The 25974-nt window shown below is 73.3% G+C and carries 21 protein-coding genes and 1 tRNA gene; 17 read left to right on the top strand and 5 right to left on the bottom strand.

Annotation, left to right across the window (positions count from 1 at the left end; all coding sequences use genetic code 11):
• The first annotated feature begins 29 nt into the window (after positions 1-29).
• Positions 30-2891: a penicillin acylase family protein gene (locus tag ACFPP6_RS32445; RefSeq protein WP_382049919.1), complete on the top strand. Its 2862-nt coding sequence runs from the start codon at positions 30-32 to the stop codon at positions 2889-2891.
• Between the two features lie 121 nt (positions 2892-3012).
• Here the strand turns inward: ACFPP6_RS32445 and ACFPP6_RS32440 are convergent, their stop codons facing one another.
• A complete protein-coding gene (locus tag ACFPP6_RS32440; protein ID WP_382049917.1) occupies positions 3013-3654 on the bottom strand; it encodes a 5-formyltetrahydrofolate cyclo-ligase in 642 nt (213 codons plus the stop codon).
• 51 nt (positions 3655-3705) lie between these two features.
• On the opposite strand from ACFPP6_RS32440, the gene galU reads away from it, so the two are divergent.
• The 7 genes from galU (at position 3706) to ACFPP6_RS32405 (ending at position 9119) form a co-directional block, all read left to right on the top strand.
• Entirely contained in the window at positions 3706-4608 is a 903-nt protein-coding gene (galU, locus tag ACFPP6_RS32435) for a UTP--glucose-1-phosphate uridylyltransferase GalU (RefSeq protein ID WP_382049915.1), read from the top strand.
• Between the two features lie 70 nt (positions 4609-4678).
• Entirely contained in the window at positions 4679-5959 is a 1281-nt protein-coding gene (gene glp, locus ACFPP6_RS32430) for a molybdotransferase-like divisome protein Glp (protein WP_382050035.1), read from the top strand.
• Positions 5960-6030: 71 nt separating this feature from the next.
• The gene (gene moaC, locus ACFPP6_RS32425; RefSeq protein WP_382049913.1) at positions 6031-6534 is read left to right on the top strand and encodes a cyclic pyranopterin monophosphate synthase MoaC; all 504 of its coding nucleotides are present in this window, start codon (positions 6031-6033) and stop codon (positions 6532-6534) included.
• A complete protein-coding gene (locus ACFPP6_RS32420; RefSeq protein ID WP_382049911.1) occupies positions 6531-7037 on the top strand; it encodes a MogA/MoaB family molybdenum cofactor biosynthesis protein in 507 nt (168 codons plus the stop codon). The genes moaC and ACFPP6_RS32420 overlap by 4 nt, the downstream gene beginning before the upstream one ends.
• 56 nt (positions 7038-7093) lie before the next feature.
• Positions 7094-7657: a GNAT family N-acetyltransferase gene (locus tag ACFPP6_RS32415; protein ID WP_382050033.1), complete on the top strand. Its 564-nt coding sequence runs from the start codon at positions 7094-7096 to the stop codon at positions 7655-7657.
• Between the two features lie 151 nt (positions 7658-7808).
• On the top strand, positions 7809-8945 hold the full coding sequence (gene sepX / locus ACFPP6_RS32410) for a divisome protein SepX/GlpR (RefSeq protein ID WP_382049909.1): 1137 nt from the start codon (positions 7809-7811) through the stop codon (positions 8943-8945).
• A 100-nt stretch (positions 8946-9045) separates the two neighbouring features.
• Positions 9046-9119, top strand: a tRNA-Ala gene (locus ACFPP6_RS32405).
• 82 nt (positions 9120-9201) lie between these two features.
• Here the strand turns inward: ACFPP6_RS32405 and ACFPP6_RS32400 are convergent.
• The gene (locus ACFPP6_RS32400) at positions 9202-11538 is read right to left on the bottom strand and encodes an alpha-N-acetylglucosaminidase (protein ID WP_382049907.1); all 2337 of its coding nucleotides are present in this window, start codon (positions 11536-11538) and stop codon (positions 9202-9204) included.
• A gap of 241 nt (positions 11539-11779) precedes the next feature.
• Here ACFPP6_RS32400 and ACFPP6_RS32395 point away from each other — a divergent pair, with 241 nt between their 5' ends.
• Entirely contained in the window at positions 11780-13024 is a 1245-nt protein-coding gene (locus ACFPP6_RS32395; RefSeq protein WP_382049905.1) for an ATP-binding protein, read from the top strand.
• Positions 13025-13061: 37 nt separating this feature from the next.
• Positions 13062-13556, top strand: a complete 495-nt coding sequence (locus ACFPP6_RS32390) for a hypothetical protein (RefSeq protein ID WP_382049903.1) — start codon at positions 13062-13064, stop codon at positions 13554-13556.
• Positions 13557-13585: 29 nt separating this feature from the next.
• Here the strand turns inward: ACFPP6_RS32390 and ACFPP6_RS32385 are convergent, their stop codons facing one another.
• Complete coding sequence (locus tag ACFPP6_RS32385) at positions 13586-14092, bottom strand: GNAT family N-acetyltransferase (protein WP_382049901.1); 507 nt, start codon at positions 14090-14092, stop codon at positions 13586-13588.
• A gap of 35 nt (positions 14093-14127) precedes the next feature.
• On the opposite strand from ACFPP6_RS32385, the gene ACFPP6_RS32380 reads away from it, so the two are divergent.
• Entirely contained in the window at positions 14128-14916 is a 789-nt protein-coding gene (locus ACFPP6_RS32380; protein WP_382049899.1) for an exodeoxyribonuclease III, read from the top strand.
• 211 nt (positions 14917-15127) lie between these two features.
• Here the strand turns inward: ACFPP6_RS32380 and ACFPP6_RS32375 are convergent, their stop codons facing one another.
• On the bottom strand, positions 15128-15934 hold the full coding sequence (locus tag ACFPP6_RS32375; RefSeq protein ID WP_382050031.1) for a MerR family transcriptional regulator: 807 nt from the start codon (positions 15932-15934) through the stop codon (positions 15128-15130).
• A 162-nt stretch (positions 15935-16096) separates the two neighbouring features.
• On the opposite strand from ACFPP6_RS32375, the gene ACFPP6_RS32370 reads away from it, so the two are divergent.
• The 4 genes from ACFPP6_RS32370 (at position 16097) to ACFPP6_RS32355 (ending at position 18986) form a co-directional block, all read left to right on the top strand.
• Positions 16097-17620 (top strand): flavin-containing monooxygenase, encoded by a 1524-nt coding sequence (locus tag ACFPP6_RS32370; RefSeq protein ID WP_382049897.1) that lies wholly within the window; start codon positions 16097-16099, stop codon positions 17618-17620.
• Positions 17617-18504 (top strand): SDR family oxidoreductase, encoded by an 888-nt coding sequence (locus ACFPP6_RS32365; RefSeq protein WP_382049895.1) that lies wholly within the window; start codon positions 17617-17619, stop codon positions 18502-18504. Before ACFPP6_RS32370 ends, ACFPP6_RS32365 begins: the two co-directional genes overlap by 4 nt.
• A gap of 99 nt (positions 18505-18603) precedes the next feature.
• Positions 18604-18786, top strand: coding sequence for a hypothetical protein (locus ACFPP6_RS32360; RefSeq protein WP_382049893.1), 183 nt, complete (start codon positions 18604-18606; stop codon positions 18784-18786).
• 14 nt (positions 18787-18800) lie between these two features.
• A complete protein-coding gene (locus ACFPP6_RS32355; RefSeq protein WP_382049891.1) occupies positions 18801-18986 on the top strand; it encodes a hypothetical protein in 186 nt (61 codons plus the stop codon).
• Between the two features lie 58 nt (positions 18987-19044).
• Here the strand turns inward: ACFPP6_RS32355 and ACFPP6_RS32350 are convergent, their stop codons facing one another.
• Positions 19045-22371, bottom strand: coding sequence for a S41 family peptidase (locus ACFPP6_RS32350; protein ID WP_382049889.1), 3327 nt, complete (start codon positions 22369-22371; stop codon positions 19045-19047).
• A gap of 211 nt (positions 22372-22582) precedes the next feature.
• Between ACFPP6_RS32350 and ACFPP6_RS32345 the strand changes: the two genes are divergently transcribed.
• Both ACFPP6_RS32345 and ACFPP6_RS32340 read left to right on the top strand, forming a co-directional pair.
• On the top strand, positions 22583-23182 hold the full coding sequence (locus tag ACFPP6_RS32345; protein WP_382049887.1) for a TetR/AcrR family transcriptional regulator: 600 nt from the start codon (positions 22583-22585) through the stop codon (positions 23180-23182).
• Positions 23183-23310: 128 nt separating this feature from the next.
• On the top strand, positions 23311-25527 hold the full coding sequence (locus ACFPP6_RS32340; protein WP_382049885.1) for an MMPL family transporter: 2217 nt from the start codon (positions 23311-23313) through the stop codon (positions 25525-25527).
• Positions 25528-25974 lie beyond the last annotated feature (447 nt).

Below are 25974 nucleotides of genomic sequence, written 5' to 3'. Positions count from 1 at the left end.
AGGACCACCCTGCCCCTCTAAGGACAGCGATGCCCGCCAACAAGACCGGCCCTTCCGGCAAGAAAAAGAAGGGGCGACGTGCCCGCCTGCTCGTGATCACCGTCGTGCTGCTGCTCGTCGCGGGCATCGGCTTCGGCGCGTACTGGAGCGTCAGCACCGTGCGCGCCTCCTTCCCGGAGACCAGCGGCACCCTGCAGCTCAAGGGTCTCGGCGGGCAGGTGAAGGTCGCGCGTGACGACCACGGCATTCCGCAGATCTACGCGGACAGCGCCGAGGACCTCTTCCGCGCCCAGGGCTTCGTCCAGGCGCAGGACCGGTTCTGGGAGATGGACGTCCGGCGTCATCTGACGGCGGGCCGCCTGTCCGAGATGTTCGGTGACGACCAGGTCGAGACCGACGCCTTCGTCCGGACCATGGGCTGGCGGAAGGTCGCGCAGGAGGAGTACGACACCAAGCTGTCGGCGACCACCAAGAAGTACCTCCAGGCGTACTCCGACGGTGTCAACGCCTACCTCAAGGACCATCAGGGCAAGTCGCTGTCCGTCGAGTACGCGGCCCTGGAGTTCGAGAACGAGTACAAGCCGGAGAAGTGGACCCCGGTCGACTCGGTCGCCTGGCTCAAGGCCATGGCCTGGGACCTGCGCGGCAACCTGCAGAGCGAGATCGACCGCTCGCTCGCCTCGACGCGGCTGAGCCCCCAGCAGATCGAGCAGCTGTACCCGGCGTACCCGTACGGCCGGAACAAGCCGGTCGTCGAGGGCGGCGCCGTCGACCCGGCCACCAAGGAGTTCGACCCGAAGGCCACGCCGACGGAGGGTCAGACCGGGCAGGCGGGTCAGAACGGGCAGGCCGGTCAGAACGGCCGCAACGGACAGCCCGGCGGGACGGGCACGGCGGGCACGCCGGGCGCGAACGGCACCCCCGGCACCCAGAACAACAACGGCACCCCCGCCACCGGCGGCGGCGCCGGCGCGGCCGGCGGACTGCGCTCCGGCCTGACCGCCCTGTCCGGCACCCTGGACAAGATCCCGGCGCTGCTCGGCCCGTCCGGCAACGGCATCGGCTCCAACTCGTGGGTCGTCTCCGGCCAGTACACGACGACCGGCAAGCCGCTGCTCGCCAACGACCCGCACCTCGCCCCGCAGCTGCCCTCGCTCTGGTACCAGATGGGCCTGCACTGCACCAAGACGTCCGCGGCCTGCCCGTTCGACGTGGCCGGCTACACCTTCGCCGGCATGCCCGGCGTGGTCATCGGCCACAACCAGGACATCGCCTGGGGCATGACCAACCTCGGCGCGGACGTGACCGACCTCTACCTGGAGAAGGTCACCTCCGGCAGCTACCTCTACGACAACAAGCAGGTCCCCTTCGCCACCCGCAAGGAGACCATCAAGGTCGCCGGCGGCAGCGACCGCACCATCACCGTCCGCTCCACCCGGAACGGCCCCGTCGTCTCCGACCGCAACAGCGAGCTGGGCAAGGTCGGCCAGGACGCCCCCGTCAAGGACCCGGCGCCCGACCGCGCCGAGGGCTACGCCGTGGCGCTGCGCTGGACCGCGCTCGACGCCGGCCGGACGATGGACGCCCTCATGGACCTCAACCGCGCCACCGACTTCGCGTCGTTCCGCAAGGCCGCGGCCGGCTTCGAGGTCCCCTCGCAGAACCTGATCTACGCCGACACCAAGGGCAACATCGGCTACCAGGCCCCGGGCCGCATCCCCGTCCGCAAGGGCGACGGCCGCATGCCCGCGCCCGGCTGGGACCCCGCCTACCAGTGGACCGGCTTCCTCAAGCCGGGCGAGCTGCCGTGGGAGCTCAACCCCAAGCGCGGCTACATCGTCACCGCCAACCAGGCCGTCACCGACAAGAAGTACCCCCACGCCCTCACCGGCGACTGGGGCTACGGCGCCCGCAGCCAGCGGATCAACGACCTCATCCAGTCGAAGATCAAGGACGGCGGCAAGATCTCGACGGACGACATGCAGAAGATGCAGATGGACAACAGCAGCGAGATCGCCAAGCTGCTGACGCCCTACCTGCTGAAGATCGACATCAAGGCCGAGAACGAGCGCGAGACGAAGTACGTCCGCGAGGCCCAGAAGCTCCTCGAAGGCTGGGACTACACCCAGGAGGCCGACTCGGCCGCCGCCGCGTACTTCAACGCCGTCTGGCGCAACACCCTCAAGCTCGCCTTCGGCAACAAGCTCCCCAAGGAGCTGCGCGTCAAGGGCCAGTGCCTGCGGGTCCGCCCGGCCAACGACGCCGGCCCCCAGGAGGACCTCGACGGCAACACCCGCCTGGTCCGCGAGTGCGGCGAGCGCGACCCCGACTCGGCGCAGCCCGACGGCGGCGACCGCTGGTTCGAGGTCGTCCGCGGCATCCTCGACAAGCCGAACGACGACTGGTGGAAGACCGGCGGCCGCGCCGGCGCCGGCAACCGCGACGAGCTGCTCGCCCGCGCCATGAAGGACGCCCGCTGGGAGCTGACCTCCAAGCTCGGCAAGGACGTCAACTCCTGGAGCTGGGGCCGCCTGCACCAGCTGAACCTGAAGAACCAGACCCTCGGCAAGGACGGCCCCGGCATCGTCCGCTGGATGCTCAACCGCGGCCCGTGGAACCTCGCCGGCGGCGAGGCCGCGGTCAACGCGGCCGGCTGGAACGCGGCCGGCGGCTACGACGTGATCTGGGTCCCGTCCATGCGGATGGTCGTCAACCTCGCCGACCTCGACAAGTCCCGGTGGATCAACCTCACGGGCGCGTCCGGTCACGCGTACAACGCGCACTACTACGACCAGACGGACAAGTGGGCGAAGGGCGAGCTCTTGCCCTGGGCGTTCTCCGCGGACGCAGTGAAGAAGGGCACGGACGCCGAGCTGACGCTCAAGCCGTAAGGCTTGTCGGCGGCGCCCCAGGACGGGCTGGATTTTGCTGGGACCCCAGCAGAATCCAGCCCGTCCGGCGTTTGAGGACGAGCGCGTTCAGCGCGACACGGGGTCCGGGGCGGAGCCCCGGTTACGGGAAGGGGCGGGGTGGGGGAGAGAAGCGCCGCAGGCCGCCTGGGGTGACCACCGCGTCCACCCGGCGATCATGCGCCTCGACCGGCACCTGATCGAGCACCTCGCTGTCGTACAGCAGGACCACCAGCTTGGGAGCCCGTCCCGCATGGGACAACCGCGCCAGGACCCGGTCGTAGGACCCCCCGCCGCGACCCAGCCGCATCCCCCGCCCGTCCACCGCCAGCCCCGGCAGCAGCACCGCGTCCGCGGACGTCACGGCCTCCGGTCCCAGCCGGGGCCCGTCCGGTTCCAGGAGGCCGCGCCCGGCCCGTACGAGACGGTCCGGGCCGTCGTACACCGCCCAGTCGAGATCGTTGTCCTCCAGGAGGACCGGGAGCAGCACCCGTACCCCCCGGCGGCGGAGCGCCTCCAGGAGCGCGCGGGTGCCCGGTTCGCGCCCCACGGAGACGTACGCGGCCACCGTTCCGGCCTCCGCGAGCTCGGGGAGCTCCAGGGCGCGGCGGGCCAGCGCGGCCCCCGCTTCCGCCACGTCATCCGAGGTCAACCCGGATCTCACCGCCAGGAGACCGCGCCGCAACCCTGCCTTGCTACCGTCGTACTTGATCACTGTGCGTACAAACTCCTTGCCTGGGGGCATACTCGGTGGAGCCTCATCCTCCGCACAATCTCAACGGATAGTGTTCGGCCCATGACTCACTCGCGTCCTCGGATCAGCAAGGCTGTCATCCCGGCAGCCGGTCTCGGCACCCGATTTCTGCCTGCCACCAAGGCCACGCCCAAGGAAATGCTGCCTGTCGTGGACAAGCCGGCGATCCAGTACGTGGTGGAGGAGGCCGTCCTCGCCGGCCTCTCGGACGTCCTCATGATCACAGGGCGTAACAAGCGCCCGCTCGAGGACCACTTCGACCGGAACTACGAGCTGGAGGAGGCGCTGCGCCGCAAGGGGGACGAATCCCGGCTCGCGCGCGTGCAGGAGTCCAGCGACCTGGCGACCATGCACTACGTCCGCCAGGGCGACCCCCGGGGGCTGGGCCACGCCGTCCTGTGCGCCGCCCCGCACGTCGGCAACGAGCCCTTCGCCGTCCTCCTCGGCGACGACCTCATCGACGCCCGCGACCCGCTGCTGTCCCACATGGTGGCGATCCAGCGCAAGCACGGCGGCAGCGTGATCGCCCTCATGGAGGTCGACCCCGCCCAGGTCGGGATGTACGGCTGCGCGGCCGTGAAGCCCACCGACACCGACGGCGTGGTGCAGGTCACCGGCCTGGTCGAGAAGCCGGACCCCTCCGAGGCGCCCAGCAACTACGCGGTGATCGGCCGCTACGTCCTCGACCCGGCGGTCTTCGACGTGCTGCGCGAGACCCCGCCCGGCCGCGGCGGCGAGATCCAGCTGACCGACGCCCTGCAGGCCCTCGCGGCCGAGCCCGGCCTCGGCGGGCCCGTGCACGGCGTGATCTTCAAGGGCCGCCGCTACGACACGGGCGACCGCGGGGACTACCTGCGCGCCATTGTCAGACTGGCCTGCGAGCGTGAGGATCTAGGACCGGACTTCCGCGCCTGGCTCCGCCGTTACGTCACCGAGGAGATGTAGCACCTTGAGCAGTACCGCCGCCGACACGGCCACCGACCCCGTCCCCGCCGCGACGGACGACCCGGACCGCCTGTGGACGGTGGAGGAGCACCTCGCCGACGTCCTGGGGAAGATCCGGCCCCTGGAGCCGATCGAGCTGCAGCTGCCGGACGCCCAGGGCTGCGTCCTGGTCGAGGACGTCACCGTCCCCGCCGCCCTCCCGCCCTTCGACAACAGCTCCATGGACGGCTACGCGGTCCGCACGGCCGACGTCGAGGGCGCCACGGAGGAGTTCCCCGCGGTCCTCACCGTCGTCGGCGACATCGCGGCGGGCGGCAGCGGCGCGTCCGTCACGGTGGGCCCCGGCGAGGCGGCCCGGATCATGACCGGCGCCCCGCTGCCGTCCGGAGCGGAGGCCGTCGTCCCCGTGGAGTGGACCGACGGCGGCGCGGGCGCGGGTCCCGCCATCGCCATGGACGCCCACAGCAAGGTCCCCGAGCGCTCCGGCGGCGAGGTCCGCGTCCACCGGCCCGTCGCCGCCCGCGCCCACGTCCGCGCCCGCGGCAGCGACGCCCTCACGGGCGAGCTGGCCCTCGCCGCGGGCACCGTCCTCGGCCCGGCCCAGATCGGCCTGCTGGCGGCCATCGGGCGGGCCACCGTCCTGGTCCGGCCGCGGCCCCGGGTGGTCGTCATGTCCACCGGCAGCGAGCTCGTCCAGCCCGGCGAGGAGCTCGCGCCCGGCCGCATCCACGACTCCAACAGCTTCGTGCTGTCCGCCTGCGCCCGCGACGCCGGTGCCATCGCCTACCGCGTCGGCGCCGTCGACGACGACGCCGAGATCCTGCGCGCCACCCTGGAGGACCAGCTCATCCGCGCCGACGCCGTCGTCACCAGCGGCGGCGTCAGCGTCGGCGCGTACGACGTGGTCAAGGAGACCCTCTCCGGGCTCGCGGGCGACGAGGGCAGCGTCTCCTTCCGCCGGCTCGCCATGCAGCCCGGCAAGCCGCAGGGCTTCGGCCGGATCGGCCCCGACCGCGTCCCGCTCTTCGCCCTCCCGGGCAACCCCGTCAGCTGCTACGTCTCCTTCGAGCTCTTCGTCCGCCCCGCCCTGCGGGCCCTCATGGGGCTCGACCCCGTCGACCGCACCACCGTGCGCGCCGTGTGCACCGACGCCGTCGCCTCCTCGCCGCAGGGCCGCCGCCAGTTCCTGCGGGCCCGCCACGAGCCGGGCTCGGGCACGGTCTCGCTCGTCGGCGGCGCCGGCTCGCACCTGGTGAAGGCCCTCGCCCAGGCCAACGCCCTCGTCGTCGTCCCCGAGGAGACGACCTCCGTCGCCGCCGGCACGGAGGTCGACGTGGTGCTCCTCGGCTGACTCCTCGGCCGGTCACCCGCCGCGCGCTGCCGGTACGGTGTCTGCCCAACAGGACCCGGACCAGGAGAACCATGAGCAGCGCCCAGGACCCGCCCGAGCCCTCCCGCCTCACCCACATCGACAGTGCGGGCGCGGCTCGCATGGTCGACGTCTCGGCCAAGGAGGTCACCACCCGCACGGCCCGCGCCAGCGGGCGGGTCCTCGTCGCGCCGCGCGTGGTGGAGCTGCTGCGTGGCGAGGGCGTCCCCAAGGGCGACGCCCTCGCCACCGCCCGCATCGCCGGCATCATGGGCGCCAAACGCACCCCCGACCTGATCCCGCTCTGCCACCCGCTGGCCGTCTCCGGCGTGAAGGTCGACCTGTCCGTCGCCGACGACGCCGTGGAGATCACGGCCACGGTGAGGACGACGGACCGCACGGGCGTGGAGATGGAGGCGATGACGGCCGTCGCCGTCGCCGCCCTGACGGTCGTGGACATGGTCAAGGCCGTGGACAAGGGCGCGACCGTCACCGACATCAGGGTGGAGGAGAAGACGGGCGGAAAGTCCGGTCGATACGTGAGGGACGCCTCATGACCGAGCCGAACGGCTACCGCGCCCTCGTCGTCACCGCCTCCAACCGCGCCGCCGCGGGCGTCTACCCCGACACGGGCGGGCCCCTGCTCGCCGCCGGGCTGGAGGCCCTCGGCTTCGCCGTGGACGGGCCCGTCGTCGTTCCCGACGGGCCGCCGGTGGAGGCGGCCCTCCGCAAGGGCGTCACCGCCGCCTACGACGTGATCGTCACCACCGGCGGCACCGGCCTGTCGCCCACCGACCGCACGCCCGAGGCGACCCGCCCCCTCCTGGACCGGGAGGTCCCCGGCATCGCCGAGGCCGTCCGCGCCGAGGGGCTGGCCAAGGTGCCCACCGCCGCCCTCTCCCGGGGCCTGGCCGGGCTCGCGGGCCGGACGCTGATCGTGAACCTGCCCGGATCGACGGGCGGCGTCCGCGACGGCCTCGCCGTGCTGGGCCGGCTGCTGGTCCACGCCGTGGAGCAGGTGCACGGGGGCGATCACCCGAGACCGGGGGGCCCGCACTGAACGCCGGCCGGCCCGCCGAGCTCGTGGACGGCGACGTCCTCCTGCGCCCCATCCGGATGCGCGACCAGCACGCCTGGCGGGAGGTCAACCGGCGCAACCGCGACTGGCTGCGCCCCTGGGAGGCGACGATCCCGCCGCCCCCGCCGGGCGGCCCCGTCGCGCACCGCCCCACGTACCGGCAGATGGTGCGCCACCTGCGGGCCGAGGCCCACGCGGGGCGCATGCTGCCGTTCGTCATCGACTACCAGGGACGGCTGGCCGGCCAGCTGACCGTGGCGGGGATCACCTGGGGCTCGATGTGCTCGGCGCACATCGGCTACTGGGTGGACGCGGCCGTCGCGGGCCGCGGCGTGATGCCGACCGCGGTCGCGCTCGCGGTCGACCACTGCTTCCGCTCGGTCGGCCTGCACCGCGTGGAGGTGTGCATCCGGCCGGAGAACCTGCCCAGCCGCCGGGTGGTGGAGAAGCTGGGCTTCCGGGAGGAGGGGCTGCGGCCCCGCTACCTCCACATCGACGGCGCCTGGCGCGACCACCTGGTCTACGCGCTGACCGCCGAGGAGGTCCCGGAGGGGCTCCTGCAGCGGTGGCACCGCTCCCGGCCCGGGACACCCCAGAAATAGAATAGATATTCGAAAGCGACCGTCAATCGACGGTATTCGAGTGGACTCGGTCTCAACAATCACAAAAAAAGTTCGAGATATCAGCCGGATCGTGCGACACACCGGGCCAATTGGCGGAATCCCCTGCGCGTACCCCTCTACGGTGTGAAGTGTGAGCAGCAGCGGCCTCATCTACGCAGTCATCGTCGGGGCCTGGGCCGCCTACTTGGTGCCGATGTGGCTCCGTAGGCAGGACGAGCTCAATGAAGCCCGTCCGACGGAACGCTTCAGCACCGCCATCCGGCTTCTGTCGGGCCGGGCGGGGATGGAGCGCCGTTACGCCAAGGACCTGGAAGTGCGCGCCGCCGACGACGCGCCGGTCTCAAGCGAGCCCGGGGAGCCGGCGGCCCGTGTGCCCGAGCCGGAAGCGCCGACCGAAATGGTCGACGTCCGGCCCTTCGGCATGCCCGGAGCGGGGGGCGGGGCCCCGGCGGAAGCGCCGGGCTCCGCGGGCCCGCCCGGCGGCCCCCACGGCTCCGCGGCGTCCCCGGGCGCCCAGGGAGCCGCGGGGGAGCGCGCCGCGGCGTCCGCGACCCCGACGGCCGCCGCCGCACGCGCCCGGCGTACGAAGGTCCTCGCGCGCCGCCGCCGCACCACGGTCGTCCTCTTCCTGACCTTCACCCTCGGCGCGATCGTCGCGGGCGTCGGCGGGCTGGCCTTCCTGTGGGTCCCGGCCGTCCCGGCGGTGCTCCTCAGCGCGTACATCGTGTACCTGCGCATCCAGGAGCGGCGCCGCTTCGCCTTCACCATGGACCAGCGCCGCGCCGAACTGGCCGCCCAGCGCCTGCGCGAGGGCCGCGTCCGCCCTCGCCAGGCGGCGGACGCCCACGACGCCGCGGACCCCGTTGACACCGTCGCCCACCCGTCGCATGCTGCCGCCGAGCGCCCGGCCGAGCCCTCGCCCGCCGCGGGCCGCCGCGCCCTCGTGGAGCAGACCGACCACGCCGAGTGGGTCGACCAGCAGCGCGACCGCGGCGCGGCCGAGGGCTGGGACCCGGTCCCCGTCCCCCTGCCGACCTACGTCACCGCGCCGGTCGCCCCGCGCGCCGGCGACAGCGTCGACCTGGGCGCCCCGGACACCTGGAGCTCCGCGCGCTCCAGCACCGCCGACCCGGCGGCGGACCGGGCGCGCGCCGCCGCGGAGGAGCGCCGCGGCTCCCGCCCCCGCCGCCGCCCCCGCGAAGGGGGCCGCACCCCCCTCTTCGACCAGTACGCCGACGACGACCGCCCCCGCGCCGCCAACGAGTGACCCGCGCCACCGCGCCACCTTCACGGGGTCCCGCTGCTGACCAGCGGCGAGCGGATTTCCGAGCACCCGGATGGGGGTGCTAGAGTTTCACTCGTTGCAAGGGCCTGTGGCGCAGTCCGGTAGCGCACCTCGTTCGCATCGAGGGGGTCAGGGGTTCGAATCCCCTCAGGTCCACAACACATCAGAGCCCCCGTCGGAGAAATCCGGCGGGGGCTCTGACGTATTGTCGGGCGGCGCAGGGCCGGGCCGGGGGCGCTCAGAGCCGCCGCGCCACCTTCCGGGCCACCTTCACCACGTCCCCCGCCGGCTTCGTCCGCAGGGCCGGGAGGCGGCGGATCCAGTCGTCCTCCAGGGCGTACCAGTCGATCGGCTTCGGCTTGCGGCGGGCCGACAGGGACGCGTCCAGTTCCTTGAAGTACGCGGCCCAGCGCTTGCGGTAGAGGCCGCCCACCAGGCCCGACCACTCGCGGTTGGCGTAGTCGTGCAGCTTGCCCCCGTCGGCCGAGGGGCGCGGGCCCCAGGTGGTCAGCAGGGTCAGGGCGTCGTGTTCGAGGCGGTCGCGCTCGGCCCGCGAGGAGCCCCAGGCGCGGGCGGCCGTCGTCCAGCGGCCGAGCAGGTGGTGTTCGTCGGTGGCGACGGTCTCCTCCAGGAGGTCCATCCAGTCGAGCCATTGGCGCGTCAGGTCGCGGAGCCGGGACCGGTCGCCCGCCTCGAAGGCGTCCTTGATGCGGGGGAGGAGGGTGCGGCTGCGGTTGGAGATCGACTGGCGGGTCACGTCCAGCAGGTCGTAGCGGTAGGCGGAGCTGCGGCGCAGGGCCGGGGCCACCGCCAGGAGTTCGGGGAGGGCCTCGTCGAAGGCATCCGGGTCGTAGCGCAGTTGCCGGGGCGACCAGGCGGCGGCGTGGGTGACGGCCAGGTCGGGGCGGGCACCGAAGAGGCCGTCGGCGGCCTCGCTCCAGCCGTCGGCGCGGGTCGTGCCGTAGGCGGTGCGGCGCAGGACGTCCCAGGCGCGGGCGGCGTGCCGGTCGGTGCCGCCGTAGCGGTAGCGGGGCCACCGCGCGAACCAGTCCTCCAGGTCGACCCGGCCGTCCGTCCAGGCCAGGTCGCCGAAGAGGGCGAGGGCCGCGGGGTTGTTGTCGGCGGCCTCGGGCATCAGGGCGATGCCCTTGAGTGCGCTGCCCCGCTTGGTGCGCCAGTCCTCGAAGAGGGCGGCCCAGTCGCGGGTGTTGGCGCCCATGGCGGTGTGCCCGCCGAAGTTCCAGATGGAGCCGAAGGCGTACGGGGTGCCGCCCCAGTCGTCCTCGCGGTCGGTGACCTTGGGGTAGTGGTCGGAGACCCCGTCCAGGATGAGCATGCGCTTGCGGTCGACGGCGTCGACGATCTCGCGCCGCGGGTTCTCCTGCCAGCCCAGGATGGCCCAGACGGCGCGCGGGTGGGCGGCGCGCAGGGCCTTCTCGACGGCGCGGGCGGCGTCGGCCACGGGCACGTCGCCGGGCTTCCCGCCCTCGTGCAGCAGGTCCATCTTGTACATGGACGTGGCGCCGTAGAGCTCCTTCTGGACCCGGTAGAAGGTCGCCGCGACGCGGCGGAACTGCGCGGTGCGCGGGTCGAGCCAGTCGGGCCGGCGGAAGCCGCCCCAGGTGCCCTGCGGGACGGTGCGGGCGCCGGGGTTGCGCTTGGCGAAGCCGGGCGGCACGGTGCCGTAGTAGCCGGGGAACACCGGCGTCATGCCCAGCTCCCGCAGCCTGGCCACGATCTTCTTCGCGAGGGCCGTGCGGCGCTCCAGGAGCCCGGTGGACAGGGGGCCGCCGTAGGACTCCATGTTCTGCAGCAGCCACCACGGCTGGTGGGCCGGGCCGGGCAGCCAGGCGCGCAGCTCGGCGTCGCCGTAGCCGTGCGCGCGGAACGTGCGGTGGTAGACCGCGTCCGCGCCCGCGTAGACGAGGACCTCGTTGAAGCCGTGCAGCGCCAGTACATCGATTTCGCGCTGCCAGTAGTCCCACTCGTTGTACGGCCCGGTGTAGCCGTCGTTCGTGTCGTTGAGCACGAAGCGGTGGGTGACGTTCGCCGCCCGGACGAGGGGGGTACGGACGCCGGGGAGGCGGTCGGGGAGGGCGGTCTGCGCGCCGTTCCAGGAGAAGTGGGCGTGGGCGACGTGTCTGAGGTACCAGTGGAAGCCGGTGAGCTGCACCGCGGGCGTCGTGCCCGCCACCACGATCGCGCCCGCCCGCCCGGACACCCGGAAGGCGTCCGCGCCGCCCTTGCGCGGCACCGTGCGGAAGGTGACCTGGCGGTGGTGGCGGGGCAGCAGCCGGGCGAGGGCGGCCGCGGCGGCTCCGGCGGTGCCCGCGGCGGCGGGCGCGGCCCCGTCGTCCTGCTCGGCGCCGGGGATCCCCACCGAGGAGCTCTCGTCCCCGGCGGAGGTCACGTCCTCGAAGTCGGCGGCGGACTCCGTACCGGTGCTCTCGGCGCCTTCTGTGCCGTCCGCGCCTCCCGTGCCCCCGGGCACGGCCGCGGCGGCCACGCCGGGCACCGCGCCGGCGGCCGCCGCTCCTGCGAGGGCGCCGAGAAGCCTGCGACGGGCAATATGCATGAGTGACCTCCACCGTGACGAGCGTGACGCTGCAGCGACTGCAGCGACTGGACCGGACCACTGAGGCGCGGTGATCCTACGAGCAGATGACCGCCGCTCGGCAAGGACGCGGTCGGCAAACCAGCCACGCCGGTTACATTTGGCACGAATGGCCCCATCGGAACGACCCGACCTGATAGGCCCACCCCCGCCCGGGCCCCGCCACCAGCCGGTCCGACCCGCCGCCGAGGAGCCAGAAGCCATGGGACTGCGCACGAAGATCGGTGTGGCCATCACCGCCACCGCAGCCCTGGTCGCCGTCATCATGGGGCTCGTCGTGCACCACCGCACCGCCCGCAACCAGCTGGAGACCGCCCGCGAGGCCATCGAGGGCAGGCTCGTCACGGCCGTGGAGGACCACGCCGCGGGCGTCCACCGGCCGCGGACGCTCGTCAACCCCGAGCGCATACCCGGGCCGCTGCGGAAGGCCGTGGAAGGGGGCGGGCGCGCCACCTATCTCGACCGCAGCGGCTCCGTACCGATGCTGTGGGCCGCGGGCCGCCTCGGCGGCGACACGATCGTCGTCAAGCACCCCTACGCCCGGCAGGCCGAGAACCTCCGCAGGCTCGACGAGGCCCTGTGGTGGGCGGGCGGCCTGGGCACGGCCTTCGCGGGCGTCGTCGGCGTGGGCCTCGCGACCGTCGCCGGCCGCCGCCTCAACGCCTCGGCCCGGACGGCCGAGCGCATCGCCGACGGCGACTTCAGCGCCCGCCTCAAGCCGCGCGGCGGGCAGGACGAGATCGCCCGACTGATCGTCGCCGTCAACACGATGGCCGACGCGCTGGACGCCCGTCTGCAGGCCGAGCGCGAGGTCACCTCGAACATCGCCCACGAACTGCGCACCCCCGTCGCGGGCCTGGTCGCCGCGGCCGCGGTGCTGCCGCCCGGCCGGCCCGCCGAGATGGTGCGGGAGCGGGCGGAGCGGGTCCGGGCGCTGATGGAGGACGTGCTGGAGGTCGCCCGCCTGGACGGCTCCGCCGAGCGCGCCGACACCGAGGTCCGGGCGCTGGGCGAGCTGACGCGGCGCGCGGTCCGCTCGGCGGTGGCGGACGGCAAGGAGGCGAAGGAGGCGGCGGAGGTGCGGGTCGTGCGCGACTGCCTGGTCGAGACCGACGCCCGCCGCGTCGAGCGGATCCTGGCCAACCTCGTCACCAACGCCTTCCGGCACGGCGGCGCCCCGGTGACCGTGGAGGTCGACGGCGGCACCGTCCGGGTCCGCGACAGCGGCCCCGGCTTCCCGCCCGACCTGCTGGCCTGCGGCCCGCAGCGCTTCCGCACGGGCTCGGGCTCCGGCCTCGGCCTCGGGCTGACGATCGCGGCGGGGCAGGCGCGGGTGCTGGGCGCGGGCCTGGCCTTCGCCAACCCGGGCGGCGGGGGCGCGCAGGCGACGCTGGACCTGACCGCGTCGGTGCGGGACGGGGCCGGGCCGCCCGGCGAGCCGTCCTGAGGTGCGGGGCGGGCCGACTGCCCCAACAGTGGAAGCCATGAAGGAAGACAACGTCCTCTTCTTGAACGTCGCCTCGCCCGAGAAGGGTCACCGGGCGCTGGACGACCTCCGCGCGGGGCACACCGCCGGCCGGTTCACCCTCCGCGAGGGCGCGGTGATCGCCCGAGCGGACGACGGCAGCCTCGACTTCCCCGACGCCGTCGACAACTCCGGCACGGCCCGCGCCTTCGCCGTCGGCGGCCTGATCGGGGGCCTGCTGGGCATCCTCGGCGGCCCGCTCGGCGTCATGATCGGCTTCGGGGCGGGCGGCCTGGTCGGCGGCGTGCGCGACGCGCGCGAGGCGACGGCCGCGAACGCCGCCCTGGAGATGCTGGCGGCGGAGGTCCCGCCGGGCAGCACGGTCCTGGTCGCCGAGATCGCCGAGGACGGGCCGGAGGAGGCCGACGAGGTCCTCGCCCACTACGGGGAGGCCACGCGCTACCGGACGGAGGACATCCGCCACGAGGTGGAGGCCGCCATCGCGCGGAAGTGAGGCCGGGGGGGCCGGGGCGGAGGCCGGGGTCAGCGGGCCGAGGGAATCAGGGGAACCAGCGGCTTCGTGAAGCAGCGGCTGCCCTCGTGGTACCGGTACAGGCCGAACTTCTCCGCCGCCGGCACCGGCGCGTACCCGCACGATATGTACAGGGATATCGCCTCGGGCTGCTGGTCGCCGGTCTCCAGGACCATGCGCGTGCGGCCCGCCCGCCGGGCGCTGTCCTCCAGCTCCGCGAGGATCCGCCGCGCCAGGCCGCGCCCGCGCGCCTCCGGTACCACGTACATCCGCTTCAGCTCGGCGTCGCCGTCCGCGTAGCCCTCCTCGCCCGTCTCCTGGGCGCGCCAGCCGCCGGTGGCCACGGGCGTGCCGCCCGGTTCGTAGGCGATGAGATATAGGCCACGCGGCGGGGCGAACTGGGCCGGCTCCAGCGGGGTGAGATCGCCGTCCCCGTACCGTTCCACGTACTCCAGTTGCACCCGGTCCTGGAGCTTCACCGCGTCGGGATGGTCGTATGCGACCGGCAAGATCTGCATTCAAGGCATCGTACGGAAGTCGGTATCGTGCCGGAATGCTGACCGTTACGAGCGTAAATGTGAATGGGCTGCGCGCGGCCTCCAAGAAGGGCTTCGTGGAGTGGCTGGCGCGGACCGGGGCGGACGTGGTCTGCCTGCAGGAGATCCGCGCGGAGCCGCACCAGCTGCCGGACGAGGTCCGTGAGCCCGAGGGCTGGTTCACGGTGCACGCCCCGGCGGCGGCCAAGGGCCGGGCCGGCGTCTCGGTCTACTCGCGGCGCGAGCCGGAGGCCGTGCGCATCGGCTTCGGCTCGGCCGAGTTCGACGGCAGCGGCCGCTACGTGGAGGCCGACTTCCCGGGCGTGACGGTCGCGAGCCTCTACCTGCCGTCGGGCGAGGTCGGCACGGAGCGGCAGGACGAGAAGGAACGCTTCATGGCGGAGTTCCTGCCGTACCTGGTGGCCCTGAAGGCCCGCGCGGCGGCGGACGGCCGCGAGGTCCTGGTCTGCGGCGACTGGAACATCGCCCACACCGAGGCCGACCTGAAGAACTGGAAGGCCAACCGCAAGAGCGCGGGCTTCCTGCCCGAGGAGCGGGAGTGGCTGACCAAGGTCTTCGAGGAGTACACGGACGTGGTCCGCGCCCTCCACCCGGGCGTCGAGGGCCCGTACTCGTGGTGGTCCTACCGCGGCCGCGCCTTCGACAACGACTCGGGCTGGCGCATCGACTACCTGGTCGCGACGCCGGGGCTGGCGGCGCGGGCGCTGAAGGCGACGGTGGAGCGGGCGGCCTCGCACGACCTGCGCTGGTCGGACCACGCGCCGGTGACCGGCGTCTTCGGCTGAGCCCTCCAGGCACCGGGGCCCGGGCCCGCAAGGGCACGGGCCCTCCCGCGCTTTCGGCGCAATCACGCCGTTTGCGTGGGCAGACCTTGGCTTCCCGCCCTCCGGGGCGGGCCGGGCTGCTTCAATTCTCTTCTGCACGAGCCATGTTGGCCCGACCGGCCGGCGTGCGGGTGTGGTCGCGGCATGGCGCGCCCGTGCGTCCTCGCCGCCGTCAGCCGGGTCTGGCGGGTCCCGGTTCGCCGGCGGCGCCGTGCGCACCGAGCCGGTTCTCCAGCTCGGTGCGCACGCGCCGGTCCACGGCCATGGCGAACTCCGCGTCGACCACCGTCGTGGCGAGGGCGCGCAGCCGGTCCAGGGTCTCGGCGGCGGCGCCGTCCCCGCCCGGCGGCAGGCCGGCCAGCACGTGGTCCCGCAGGAGGCCGGTGAAGGTCTCGGCCAGGGCGTCCGCGTGGGCCCGCACCTCGCGGCCCGCGGCGAGCACCGCGGCCAGCGGGATGCCGTGCCGCACCAGGTCGGTCGAGGCGTCGAGGAGGCGCCGGCTGACGTGGACGATCTCCTCGCCGTCGACGCCGAGGTAGCCGAGGTCGAGCGAGGCGGTCAGGTTCTCCGGGGTGACCTCGCCGGCGAAGCGGTCGGCCAGCTCCTCCGGGGTGAGGCGGACGGCCGCCTCCTCCGCCCACGGGACGGTGACGGCCGCCCCCGCCAGCCCCAGCAGCTCGCCCACGTCCCGCCCGCACTCGAAGGCGCTCAGCAGCTCGGCGACCCCGCCGAGGGTGTGCCCGCGCTCCAGGAGCGCGCCGATCGTGCGCAGCCGGGCCAGGTGGTGGTGGCCGTACCAGGCGATGCGGCCCTCGCGGCGCGGCGGCGGGAGCAGCTTGCGCTCGCGGTAGAAGCGCAGGGTGCGGACGGTGATGCCGGCCTCCTCGGCCAGCTCCGCCGTGCGGTACTGCCGTGCGGCGGCTTCGGGCGGCCCTGCGGTGCGGGTCTCGTGCCCACGGCGGCCCCGTTCGTCGCCCATCGCGCCCCCCTCGTCCGTGGCCACCGCGAAGCGTAAGCGTACGTGCGACCGGCGGTAACTTCCTTTCCCTGTACCCCTATCGCTCCGCCGGGGCGCTGCCCTACGCTCCCCATCGTGCCAGTAATTGCTGGCGCAGTTGTGTCGGATCCGGGAGGCGGCGGCATGGCCGAGCATGAGCGTCAGCACATACGGGTGGCGGTGATCGGGTCCGGCTTCGGCGGGCTGGGGGCGGCCGTCCGGCTGCGGCGCGAGGGGATCACCGACTTCGTGGTCCTGGAGCGGGCGGACTCCGTGGGCGGCACGTGGCGGGACAACACCTATCCCGGCTGCGCCTGCGACGTGCCCTCGTACCTCTACTCCTTCTCCTTCGCCCCCAACCCCGCCTGGCCGCGCAGCTTCTCGGGCCAGCCCCACATCCGCGCGTACATGGAGCACGTCACCGACACCTTCGGGCTGCGGCCGCACCTGCGCTTCAACTCCGAGGTGCAGCAGCTGCGCTGGGACGCGGAGCGGCTGCACTGGGAGGTCACCACCTCGGGCGGCGACTACACCGCCGACGTCGTCGTCTCCGCCGCCGGCCCCCTCGCCGACCCGCGGGTGCCGGAGGTGCCCGGCCTGGACTCCTTCCCCGGCCGGGTCTTCCACTCCGCCCGCTGGGACCACGACTACGACCTGCGCGGCAAGCGCGTGGCGGTGATCGGCACCGGCGCCTCCGCGATCCAGATCGTGCCCGGCATCCAGCCGGAGGTGAGCCGCCTGACCCTCTTCCAGCGCACCCCGCCGTGGGTGCTGCCGCGCTTCGACCGGCCCGTCTCCGCCGCCGAGCGCTGGCTGCACACCCGGCTGCCCGCGACGGCGGCGCTGCGCCGCGGCGTCCTCTGGGGCATCCGGGAGCTGCAGGTCAGCAACTTCACCCGGCACCCGGAGCGGATGCGGGTGGTCGAGAAGCTGGCCCTGTCCCACCTGCACAAGGCCGTCAAGGACCCGGTCCTGCGCGCCCGCCTCACCCCCGGCTACCGCCTGGGCTGCAAGCGCATCCTGCTCTCCAGCGACTACTACCCGGCGCTCGCCCGGCCCAACGTGGACCTGGTGGCCTCGGAGCTGGCCGAGGTGCGCGGGTCGACGCTCGTCGCCGCCGACGGCACGGAGGCCGAGGCCGACGCCATCGTCTTCGGCACGGGCTTCCGGGTCACCGACCTGCCGATCGCTCAGCGGGTCACCGGCGTGGACGGCCGGACGCTCGCCGAGGCCTGGAAGGACGGCATGGCGGCCCTGCGCGGCACCAGCGCCGCCGGGTTCCCCAACTTCCTCACCGTCATCGGGCCCAACACCGCACTGGGGAACAGCTCGATGATCCTCATCATCGAGTCCCAGCTGAACTATCTGGCCGACTTCATGCGGCAGTTGGACACCCTCGGCGGCAAGGCGGCGCTCGACGCCCGCCCCTCCGCGGTGAACGCCTGGAACCGGCACGTCCAGCGCCGGATGGAGCGCACGGTCTGGAGCACCGGCTGCCGGAGCTGGTACCTGGACGCCAACGGCCGCAACACCACCGTCTGGCCCGGCACCACCGCCGAGTTCCGCAGGGGCACCCGCCAGGTGGACCTCGCCGAGTACCAGGTGCTGCGGCCGCCGCGCGCCCCGCGCAGGGCCGTGCCCGCGACGGCCGCGGAGGCCGCCCGATGAGCCGCGTGAGCCTGGAGGGGCAGGTCGCCGTCGTCACCGGGGCCGCCCGCGGCCTGGGGGAGCAGCTGGCCCGCAAGCTGTCCGCGCGCGGCGCGTGCGTCGCCCTGGTGGGCCTGGAGCCGGACCGGCTGCGGCGCGTCGCCGCCTCGCTGCACGAGGACGCGGCCCACTGGCACGCCGACGTCACCGACCACGAGGCCGTGGAGCAGGTGGCCCGCGAGGTCAAGGCCCGCTTCGGCAAGGTCGACGTCGTCGTCGCCAACGCCGGCGTCGCCGCGGGCGGCCCCTTCACCGGGTCCGACTTCGCGAGCTGGCGCCGCGTCGTCGAGGTCAACCTCGTGGGCAGCGCCGTCACGGGCCGCGCCTTCCTGCCCGTGCTGGCGGAGAGCCGCGGCTACCTGCTGCAGGTGGCCTCGCTCGCGGCGATGGCCCCGGCGCCGATGATGAGCGCCTACTGCGCGTCGAAGGCCGGCGTCGAGGCGTACGCGCACTGCCTGCGCGGCGAGGTCGCCCACAAGGGCGTGCGGGTCGGCGTCGCCTATCTGAGCTGGACCGACACGGACATGGTGCGCGGCGCCGACGAGTACCCCGTGATGCGCGAGATGCGGCAGCGCCTGCCGTGGCCCGCCAACCGCACCTACCCGCTCGGCCCGACCGCCGACCGCCTGGTCGACGGCATAGAGCGGCGCTCGGCGCACGTGTACGGGCAGGCGTGGCTGCGGCTGCTGCAGGGCTCGCGCGGCTGGCTGCCCGGGGTGCTGGCGCTCGGAGCGCAGCGCGAGATGCGGCGGTTCGATGCGGGTGCCGACGCGACCGCCGGGACGGGCGCGGGGCTGGTGGGCGCGGGAGGGGCGGCGGACGAGAAGGAGCGCACGGGTGCGTAGCGCAGCGTAGTCATACGATATGCGGTCTAAGATGGTGGATGTCAGGCTGTTTCGGGGTAAAACGCCCCGATTTCCCCTCGCTGAGGAGTGAGTGCAGCCATGGGCATCAAGGACGAGATGCAGGGCAAGGCCCAGAAGGCCAAGCAGAAGATGGAACAGGCCAAGCAGCAGGCGCAGCAGAAGGGCCAGGAGGCGCAGGACCGGCTCAAGGAGCGCCGCGAGCAGGAGAACCGCCAGCAGTCCTTCGACGACCTGCGTGACGAGCTCGACGACCGCACCTGAGGGAGCTGAGCCTCATGGCCAAGGGAGACAGGGCCAAGAGCAAGGCCGAACAGCAGAAGGAACAGGCCGACCGCGCCGGCCGGGCCGGCGGCAAGAAGGCCAAGGAGAACGCCAGCGAGAAGGCCCGCCAGGAACTGATCCGCAAGGAGCAGGAGGAGTGGGACCGTCGCGACACGTTCGACGAGAACTTCGAGATCTGACGGCGGATCCGCGTAAGGGGCGCACCTCTTGGAGGGGCGCCCCTTACGCCATGCCTGGTCAGCTCCGCGGCGGCAGCTTCGGCCGGCGCAGGTCCGGCGCTCCCGAGTAGTCCGGCGGCTGTGCCGCGCCGTGCCGCTCCAGCAGGTCGAGCGCGATCTGCACCGCGTCGTCCAGCTGCCGGTGCCGGCCCTCGGCCCAGTCGAGCGGGGTGCGGTCGATCTCGACGTCGGGGTCGACGCCGCGGTTCTCGACCGTCCAGCCGTACTCGTCGAACCACGCCGCGTTCATCGGCACCGTGATCGAGGTGCCGTCCCCGAGCCGGTGCCGGCCGGTCATCCCGACCACCCCGCCCCAGGTGCGCAGGCCCACCACCGGGCCGATGCCCTGCAGCTTGAACGCCGCGGTGATCATGTCGCCGTCGGAGGACGTCATCTCGTCGGCGATGGCGACGACCGGGCCGCGCGGGGCGTTGCTCGCGTACGACACGGGCTGGGCGTCGCGCGTGAGGTCCCAGCCGATGATGGTGCGGGTGAGCTTCTCCACGACGAGCTCGCTGATGTTGCCGCCCGCGTTGCCCCGGACGTCCACGATCAGGGCCGGGCGCGACATCTCCATCCGCAGGTCGCGGTTGAACTGCGCCCAGCCCGAGCCGCCCATGTCGGGGATGTGCAGGTAGCCGCACTTGCCGCCGCTCAGCTCGCGGACGACGGCGCGGCGCTTGGCCACCCAGTCCTGGTAGCGCAGCGGGCGCTCGTCGACCAGCGGGACGACGGCGACGCGGCGCGCGTGGCCCTCGCCCTCGGCCGGCCGGAAGGTCAGCTCGACGGTGGTGCCGCCGGCGGCGGCGAGCAGCGGGTACGGGCCCGCGACCGGGTCGACCGGACGGCCGTCGACGTGCGTGAGCGCCGCGCCCTCGCGGATACCCGAACCGGCCAGCGGGGAGCGGGCCTTGGAGTCGGAGGAGTCGCCGGGCAGGATCCGCCGGACCGTCCAGGAGCCGTCCTTCTGCCGCGTGAGGTTCGCGCCGAGCAGGCCGATGGCGCGCTGGTAGTGCGGCGGGCCCTCGTTGCGGCGGGCCGGGACGACGTAGGCGTGCGAGGTGCCCAGCTCGCCGAGGACCTCGCGCAGCAGGTCGGCGAAGTCGTCGGGGGTGGCGACCCGGTCGACCAGGGGCCGGTACTGGCCGAGCACCGCGTCCCAGTCGACGCCGCACATGCCCGGCTCCCAGAAGTACGCGCGGACGATCCGGCCCGCCTCCTCGTACGCCTGCCGCCACTCGGCGCCGGGGTCCACGTCGTGCAGGATGCGCCGCATGTCGATGAAGACCGTCGACTCGGGGTCGGGAGGGTCGGTGGCGGGGACGGCCCGCAGGTCGCCCTCGTCGTGGACGACCAGCCGGGTGCCGTCGCCGCTGACCGCGAACCAGTCGAGGGAGCTGGTGAGTTCGGTGCGCTTGGCCTTGGCCAGGTCGAAGTGCTCGAGGGTGGGGCGGCCGGAGGTGTCCGCGGGGTTGGCGAAGGTCTCGCCGAGCGCGCCGGAGATCGGCCAGCGCAGCCACACCAGGCCGCCGCCGCTGACCGGGCGCAGCGCCGAGTACTTCGAGGCCGCCACCGGGAACGGCGTCACCCGGCTCTCCAGCCCCTCCACCTCCACCAGCGTCGGCCCGCCGGGCCCGGTGTCCTCCTGGTCGAGCCCGCCGCCGGCGGGCCGGCCCTCGGCCGACAGCGCGAACGGCGAGGGCGTCGCCGAGGACAGCGGTACGAGGTAGGGGCGGCAGCCCAGCGGGAAGGACAGGTCGCCGGTGTGCACGTCGTAGACCGGGTCGAAGCCGCGCCACGAAAGGAACGCGAGGTAGCGGCCGTCGCGGGTGAAGACCGGCTGCTCGTCCTCGAAGCGGCCGTTGGTGACGTCCACGACCGTCCGGTCCTTGAGCCGTGCGATCTTGATCTGGCGCAGGGAGCGGCCGATGCCGGGGTGGGACCAGGCCAGCCACTCCGAGTCGGGGGAGAAGGCGAGGTCGCGCACGGGCCCGTTGTCCGACCGGACCAGCTCGCTGACCTCGCCGGCACCCGTGCCCCCGCCGGCGCCCGTGCCCTCGCCTGCACTTGTGCCCTCGTCCGCTTCCGTCCCCTCGGCCGAGGTGTCCACGAGCAGCAGCCGGCCGTCGTGCGTGGCCAGCGCCAGCCGCTCGCCGTCGGGGGAGGCCAGCGTCTCGTGCACCCGCCCGATCCGGCCCGCGCCGAGGCGGCGCGGCTCGGCGGGCCCGGCGGCGCGCGGCAGCTGGGCGATCTCGATCGCGTCCTCGCCCTCCGCGTCCGTCACGTAGGCCACGCGCCCGGAGGCGCCCAGCATCTCCGGCAGCCGCACCCGGACGCCGGGGGTGTCGGCGATGGTGCGGGCGGGGCCGTCGCGGTGGGTGAGCCAGTAGAGGCTGCCGCGGACCTGGACGGCGCTCGCGCGGCCCGTGGTGTCCACGGTGACGCCGTCGACGTTGGAGGCGGCCTGCACCTGGTACGGGCGGCGCCCGGCGCGCGGACCGCCCAGCGTCACCTCCAGGCGGCGCGGCTTCCCCTCCGGGCCGAGGTCGTCCACCAGCCACAGCTCGCCCGCGCACTGGTAGACCACGCGCTCGCCGTCGGTCGAGGCGTGCCGGGCGTAGAAGTCGTCGTGGTCGGTGTGGCGGCGCAGCTGCGAGCCGTCGGGCAGGCAGGAGTAGAGGTTGCCGACGCCCTCGTGGTCGGAGAGGAAGACGATGCGCCCGCCGGCGAACATCACCGAGTCGAGGTGGCCGCCGATGTCCGGCACCAGCCGGGTGCCGTGCAGCCACATCCGGCCCATGGCCCCGCCGCGGTAGCGCTTCCAGGCGGCGGGCTCGTGCGGCGGCTTGCCGGCCAGCAGCAGCGTGCGGTGCTCGCCGTCGACCTCGCCGATCGCGATGTCGGAGACCGGGCCCCAGGGCAGCCGCAGGCCCGGGCTGCCGTCGGTCGGCACCCGGTAGGCCCACGAGAAGTACGAGAAGGGCTGGCCGTGCGAGGAGACGGCGAGGACGTCGTGGCCGCCGTTGCGGTCCGAGGGGGCCCAGCCGCAGACGCGCGTGTCCGTGCTGCCCCAGTAGGTGAGCCGGCGGGCGGGGCCGCCGTCGACGGGGGCCAGATGGATCTCGGGGTCGAGGCTGCGCCAGTTCGTATAGGCGATGTGGCGGCCGTCGGGGGAGAAGCGGGGGTGGCCGACCCGGGTGCGGTCGACGGTCAGCCGCCAGGCCCGGCCGGACGGGGCCGGGGATCCGGCCGAGGGCTCCAGGGGGGCCAGCCACAGGTCGTCCTCCGCGGTGAAGCAGAGGAGACCGCCGTGGAGATGAGGAAATCTCAGGTAAGAATCACTCACTCCACCATCGTTTCGGCCCCCGGGTGGCGCGGCAACTCGGTCGGCCCGGCCCGCGTCGTGACCGGGGGCGTCGTGACCGGCCGTGACGGGGACCACCCGCCGTGACGGAGAACACCATCGAAACGGCGTCGTTTCGCTGCGCCCGCGCGTACGCTCATGGTGTACGAAACCGTTTCGTACGAGATGTGTTTCCCGCGTGGAGGAGGCGGACGTGTCCACGGAATCACCCAAGCCGGCGGCGCGCCGCACCCGGCTCACGCCCGAGCGCGAGGCCGAGCTCTACGAAGCGGTCCTCGCGATCCTCCGCGAGGTCGGCTACGACGCCCTGACCATGGACGCCGTCGCCGCCCGTACCCACGCCAGCAAGGCCACCCTCTACCGCCAGTGGAAGGGCAAGCCGGAGCTGGTCGCCGGTGCACTGCGCCACAAGAAGCCGATCAAGCTGGAAGAGATCGACACCGGCACGCTGCGTGGTGATCTCCGAGCGATGGTGTGCGAGGCCGACGATGAGCAGATGGAACAGGACGCCGCCCTTATGCGCGGCCTGGGGCACGCGATCCACGCGAACCCCGATCTGCACCGGGCGCTGCGCGAGCTGCTGATCGAGCCGGAGACCGAGGCTCTCCGGGCCATGCTGCAGCGCGCGGTCGAGCGGGGCGAGGTGGCCGCGGACAACCCCGCGCTCGACTTCGTCGCCCACATGATGCTCGGCGCGTTCCTCAGCCGCCCGCTGTTCGAGGACCGGCCCGCGGACGCCGCGTACCTGGTCCGCTACATCGACGCCGTGATCCTCCCCGCTCTCGGCCGCTGACCCCCCACTGCTCCACCTCCCCACCTCCCCCACCTCCCCCCACCGCCCACCTGACGCGCCGCTCTCGTCGTCGGGCTGGTTCCCCATGCCCTTGTTCATCCACTGAATCGACGGGAGCACCACTCCACGTGGCCACGTTCCTCTACAGACTCGGCCGTACCGCCTTCCGGCGGCGCTGGTACTTCGCCCTGATATGGGTGGCGCTGCTGGTCCTCGCCGGTTTCGGCGCCGCCACGGCGTCCAAGTCCACCAACAACGACTTCTCCATACCCGGCACCGAGGCGCAGCGCGCCTTCGACCTGCTGGAGAAGCGCTTCCCGGGCAACAACGAGCAGAACGCCTCCGCCCGCATCGTCTTCAAGGCCCCCGAGGGCCAGAAGCTCACCGACGCCAAGAACAAGGCGGCCGTCGAGAAGGTCATCGGCGAGCTCAAGCGCAGCCCGCAGGTCGCCCAGGCCGCCGACCCCTTCACCGGCCGGACCGTCAACCCGGCCGGCACCACCGGCTACGCGTCCGCCGCGTACAAGGTCAAGGCCGACGAGCTGACCGAGGACTCGCGCACCAACCTCAAGGACGCCCAGCAGCACGGCCGTGACGCCGGGCTGACCGTCGAGGTCGGCGGCAGCGTCCTGCAGCAGATGCCCGAGGGCGGCTCCGAGGCCATCGGCATCGCCGTCTCCGCGGTCGTCCTGCTGATCACCTTCGGCTCGCTGGTCGCCGCGGGGCTGCCGCTCCTGACGGCCATCATCGGCGTGGGCATCGGCGTCTCCTCCATCGCGGCCCTCGCCCCGCTGCTGGACCTCTCCAGCAACACCTCCACGCTCGCCATGATGATCGGCCTCGCGGTCGGCATCGACTACGCGCTGTTCATCGTCTCCCGCTACCGCGCGGAGCTGGCCGAGGGCCGCGAACGCGAGGAGGCGGCGGGCCGGGCCGTCGGCACGGCCGGATCCGCGGTGGTCTTCGCCGGCCTGACGGTCGTCATCGCGCTCGCGGGCCTCATGGTCGTCAACATCCCCATGCTGACGAAGATGGGCATGGCCGCGGCGGGCACGGTCACCATCGCGGTGCTGATCGCGCTCTCGCTCATCCCCGCCCTGCTGGGCTTCGCCGGCAAGCAGGTGCTCGCCCGCAAGGTCCGCAAGGCCGGGCCGGACGCCGCCGCCGGCGACAAGCCGAACATGGGCACCCGCTGGGCCCGCTTCGTCCTGCGCAAGCCGGTGCTCGTGCTCGTGGCCGGTGTGCTCGGCCTGGGCGCCATGGCCGTGCCCGCGGCCTCGCTGGAACTGGGCCTCCCGGACGACGGGGCGGCCTCCAAGAGCAGCACGCAGCGCAAGGCGTACGACCTGCTGTCGGAGGGCTTCGGCCCGGGCTTCAACGGCCCGCTCATGGTCATCACGGACGTGGCGGACGCCAAGGACCGCAAGGGTGCCGCCCAGAAGGTCGGCGACACCCTCAAGGGCCTGGACAACGTCGCCACGGTGACCCCGGCGCACTTCAACCCCGCCGGTGACACGGCCATGCTCACCGTCGTGCCCAAGTCCAAGCCCACCAGCAAGGACACCGAGGACCTCGTCCACGCGATCCGCGACAAGGGCGACTCGCTCAAGGCCGGCACCGGCGCCGAGGTGCTCGTCACCGGCGCCACGGCGATGAACATCGACGTCTCGCAGAAGCTCAACGACGCCCTGCTGCCCTACCTGGCGCTGGTCGTGGGCCTGGCCTTCCTGCTCCTGATGGTCGTCTTCCGCTCGGTGCTCGTGCCGCTGAAGGCCGCGCTCGGCTTCCTGCTGTCGGTGATCGCCGCGCTGGGTGCCGTCGTGGCGGTCTTCCAGTGGGGCTGGCTCGGCTCGCTCTTCGGGGTCGAGGAGACCGGCCCGATCATGTCGATGATGCCGATCTTCATGGTGGGCGTCGTCTTCGGCCTCGCCATGGACTACGAGGTCTTCCTCGTGACGCGGATGCGCGAGGCGTTCGTCCACGGCGAGCGCCCCGGACAGGCCGTCGTGACCGGCTTCAAGCACGGGGCGCGGGTGGTGACGGCCGCGGCCGTCATCATGATCAGCGTCTTCGCCGGCTTCATCGGCTCGTCCGAGCAGATGATCAAGATGATCGGCTTCGGCCTGGCCATCGCGGTCTTCTTCGACGCGTTCGTGGTCCGCATGGCGATCGTGCCGGCGGTGCTGGCCCTGCTCGGGAAGTCGGCCTGGTGGCTCCCGGGCCGGCTCGCGAAGATCCTCCCGAACGTGGACGTCGAGGGCGAGGGCCTGCAGAAGCGGCTCGAGACGCCCGGGACGCCGAAGGCGCCGGAGGCGGACGAGGACCGGGAACTGGTCAAGGCCTGACCTTCCCTTCTGCGACCGCGGCCCGGCGGTGCCGACCCCACGCAGGTGGGGGAGGCGCGGCCGGGCCGCGGCCGTTTTCGGCTGAGCGCCGGTGGCAAGCGGTTTGCGCTGCCGCGATGGGGCTCGGGTGGGTCCGGCACCGCCGGGCTGCGCCGTTCCGGCTGCTCGCCGCGGCGGCGGAGAGAAGTGCCCCTGACCCGCCCCTTCCCGAAACCGGGGCTCCGCCCCGGCCCCCCCGTTATCTTCTCCACGGCCTCGCAATGGGGCTCCCGGCCTCCGGGCCCGGCATGACTTCTCCCCCCTGTTGGACCACATGATCCGGGGGGTGGTGTCACCGGGCCCGGAGGCACTGACAGACCGCTGATAAGGGCAGGACCGCCACAGTTTCGGCAGGCTCTTCATAACGTGGATGCCGGGGATCAGTGCCGCAGGTGAGGCCGGGGTGGG

The organism is Streptomyces aureoversilis (assembly GCF_042657885.1).
In the GTDB taxonomy this organism is placed as follows: domain Bacteria; phylum Actinomycetota; class Actinomycetes; order Streptomycetales; family Streptomycetaceae; genus Streptomyces; species Streptomyces aureoversilis.
Note: the sequence above shows the minus strand (reverse complement) of the source record. Positions and strands in the feature narration are given on the sequence as shown.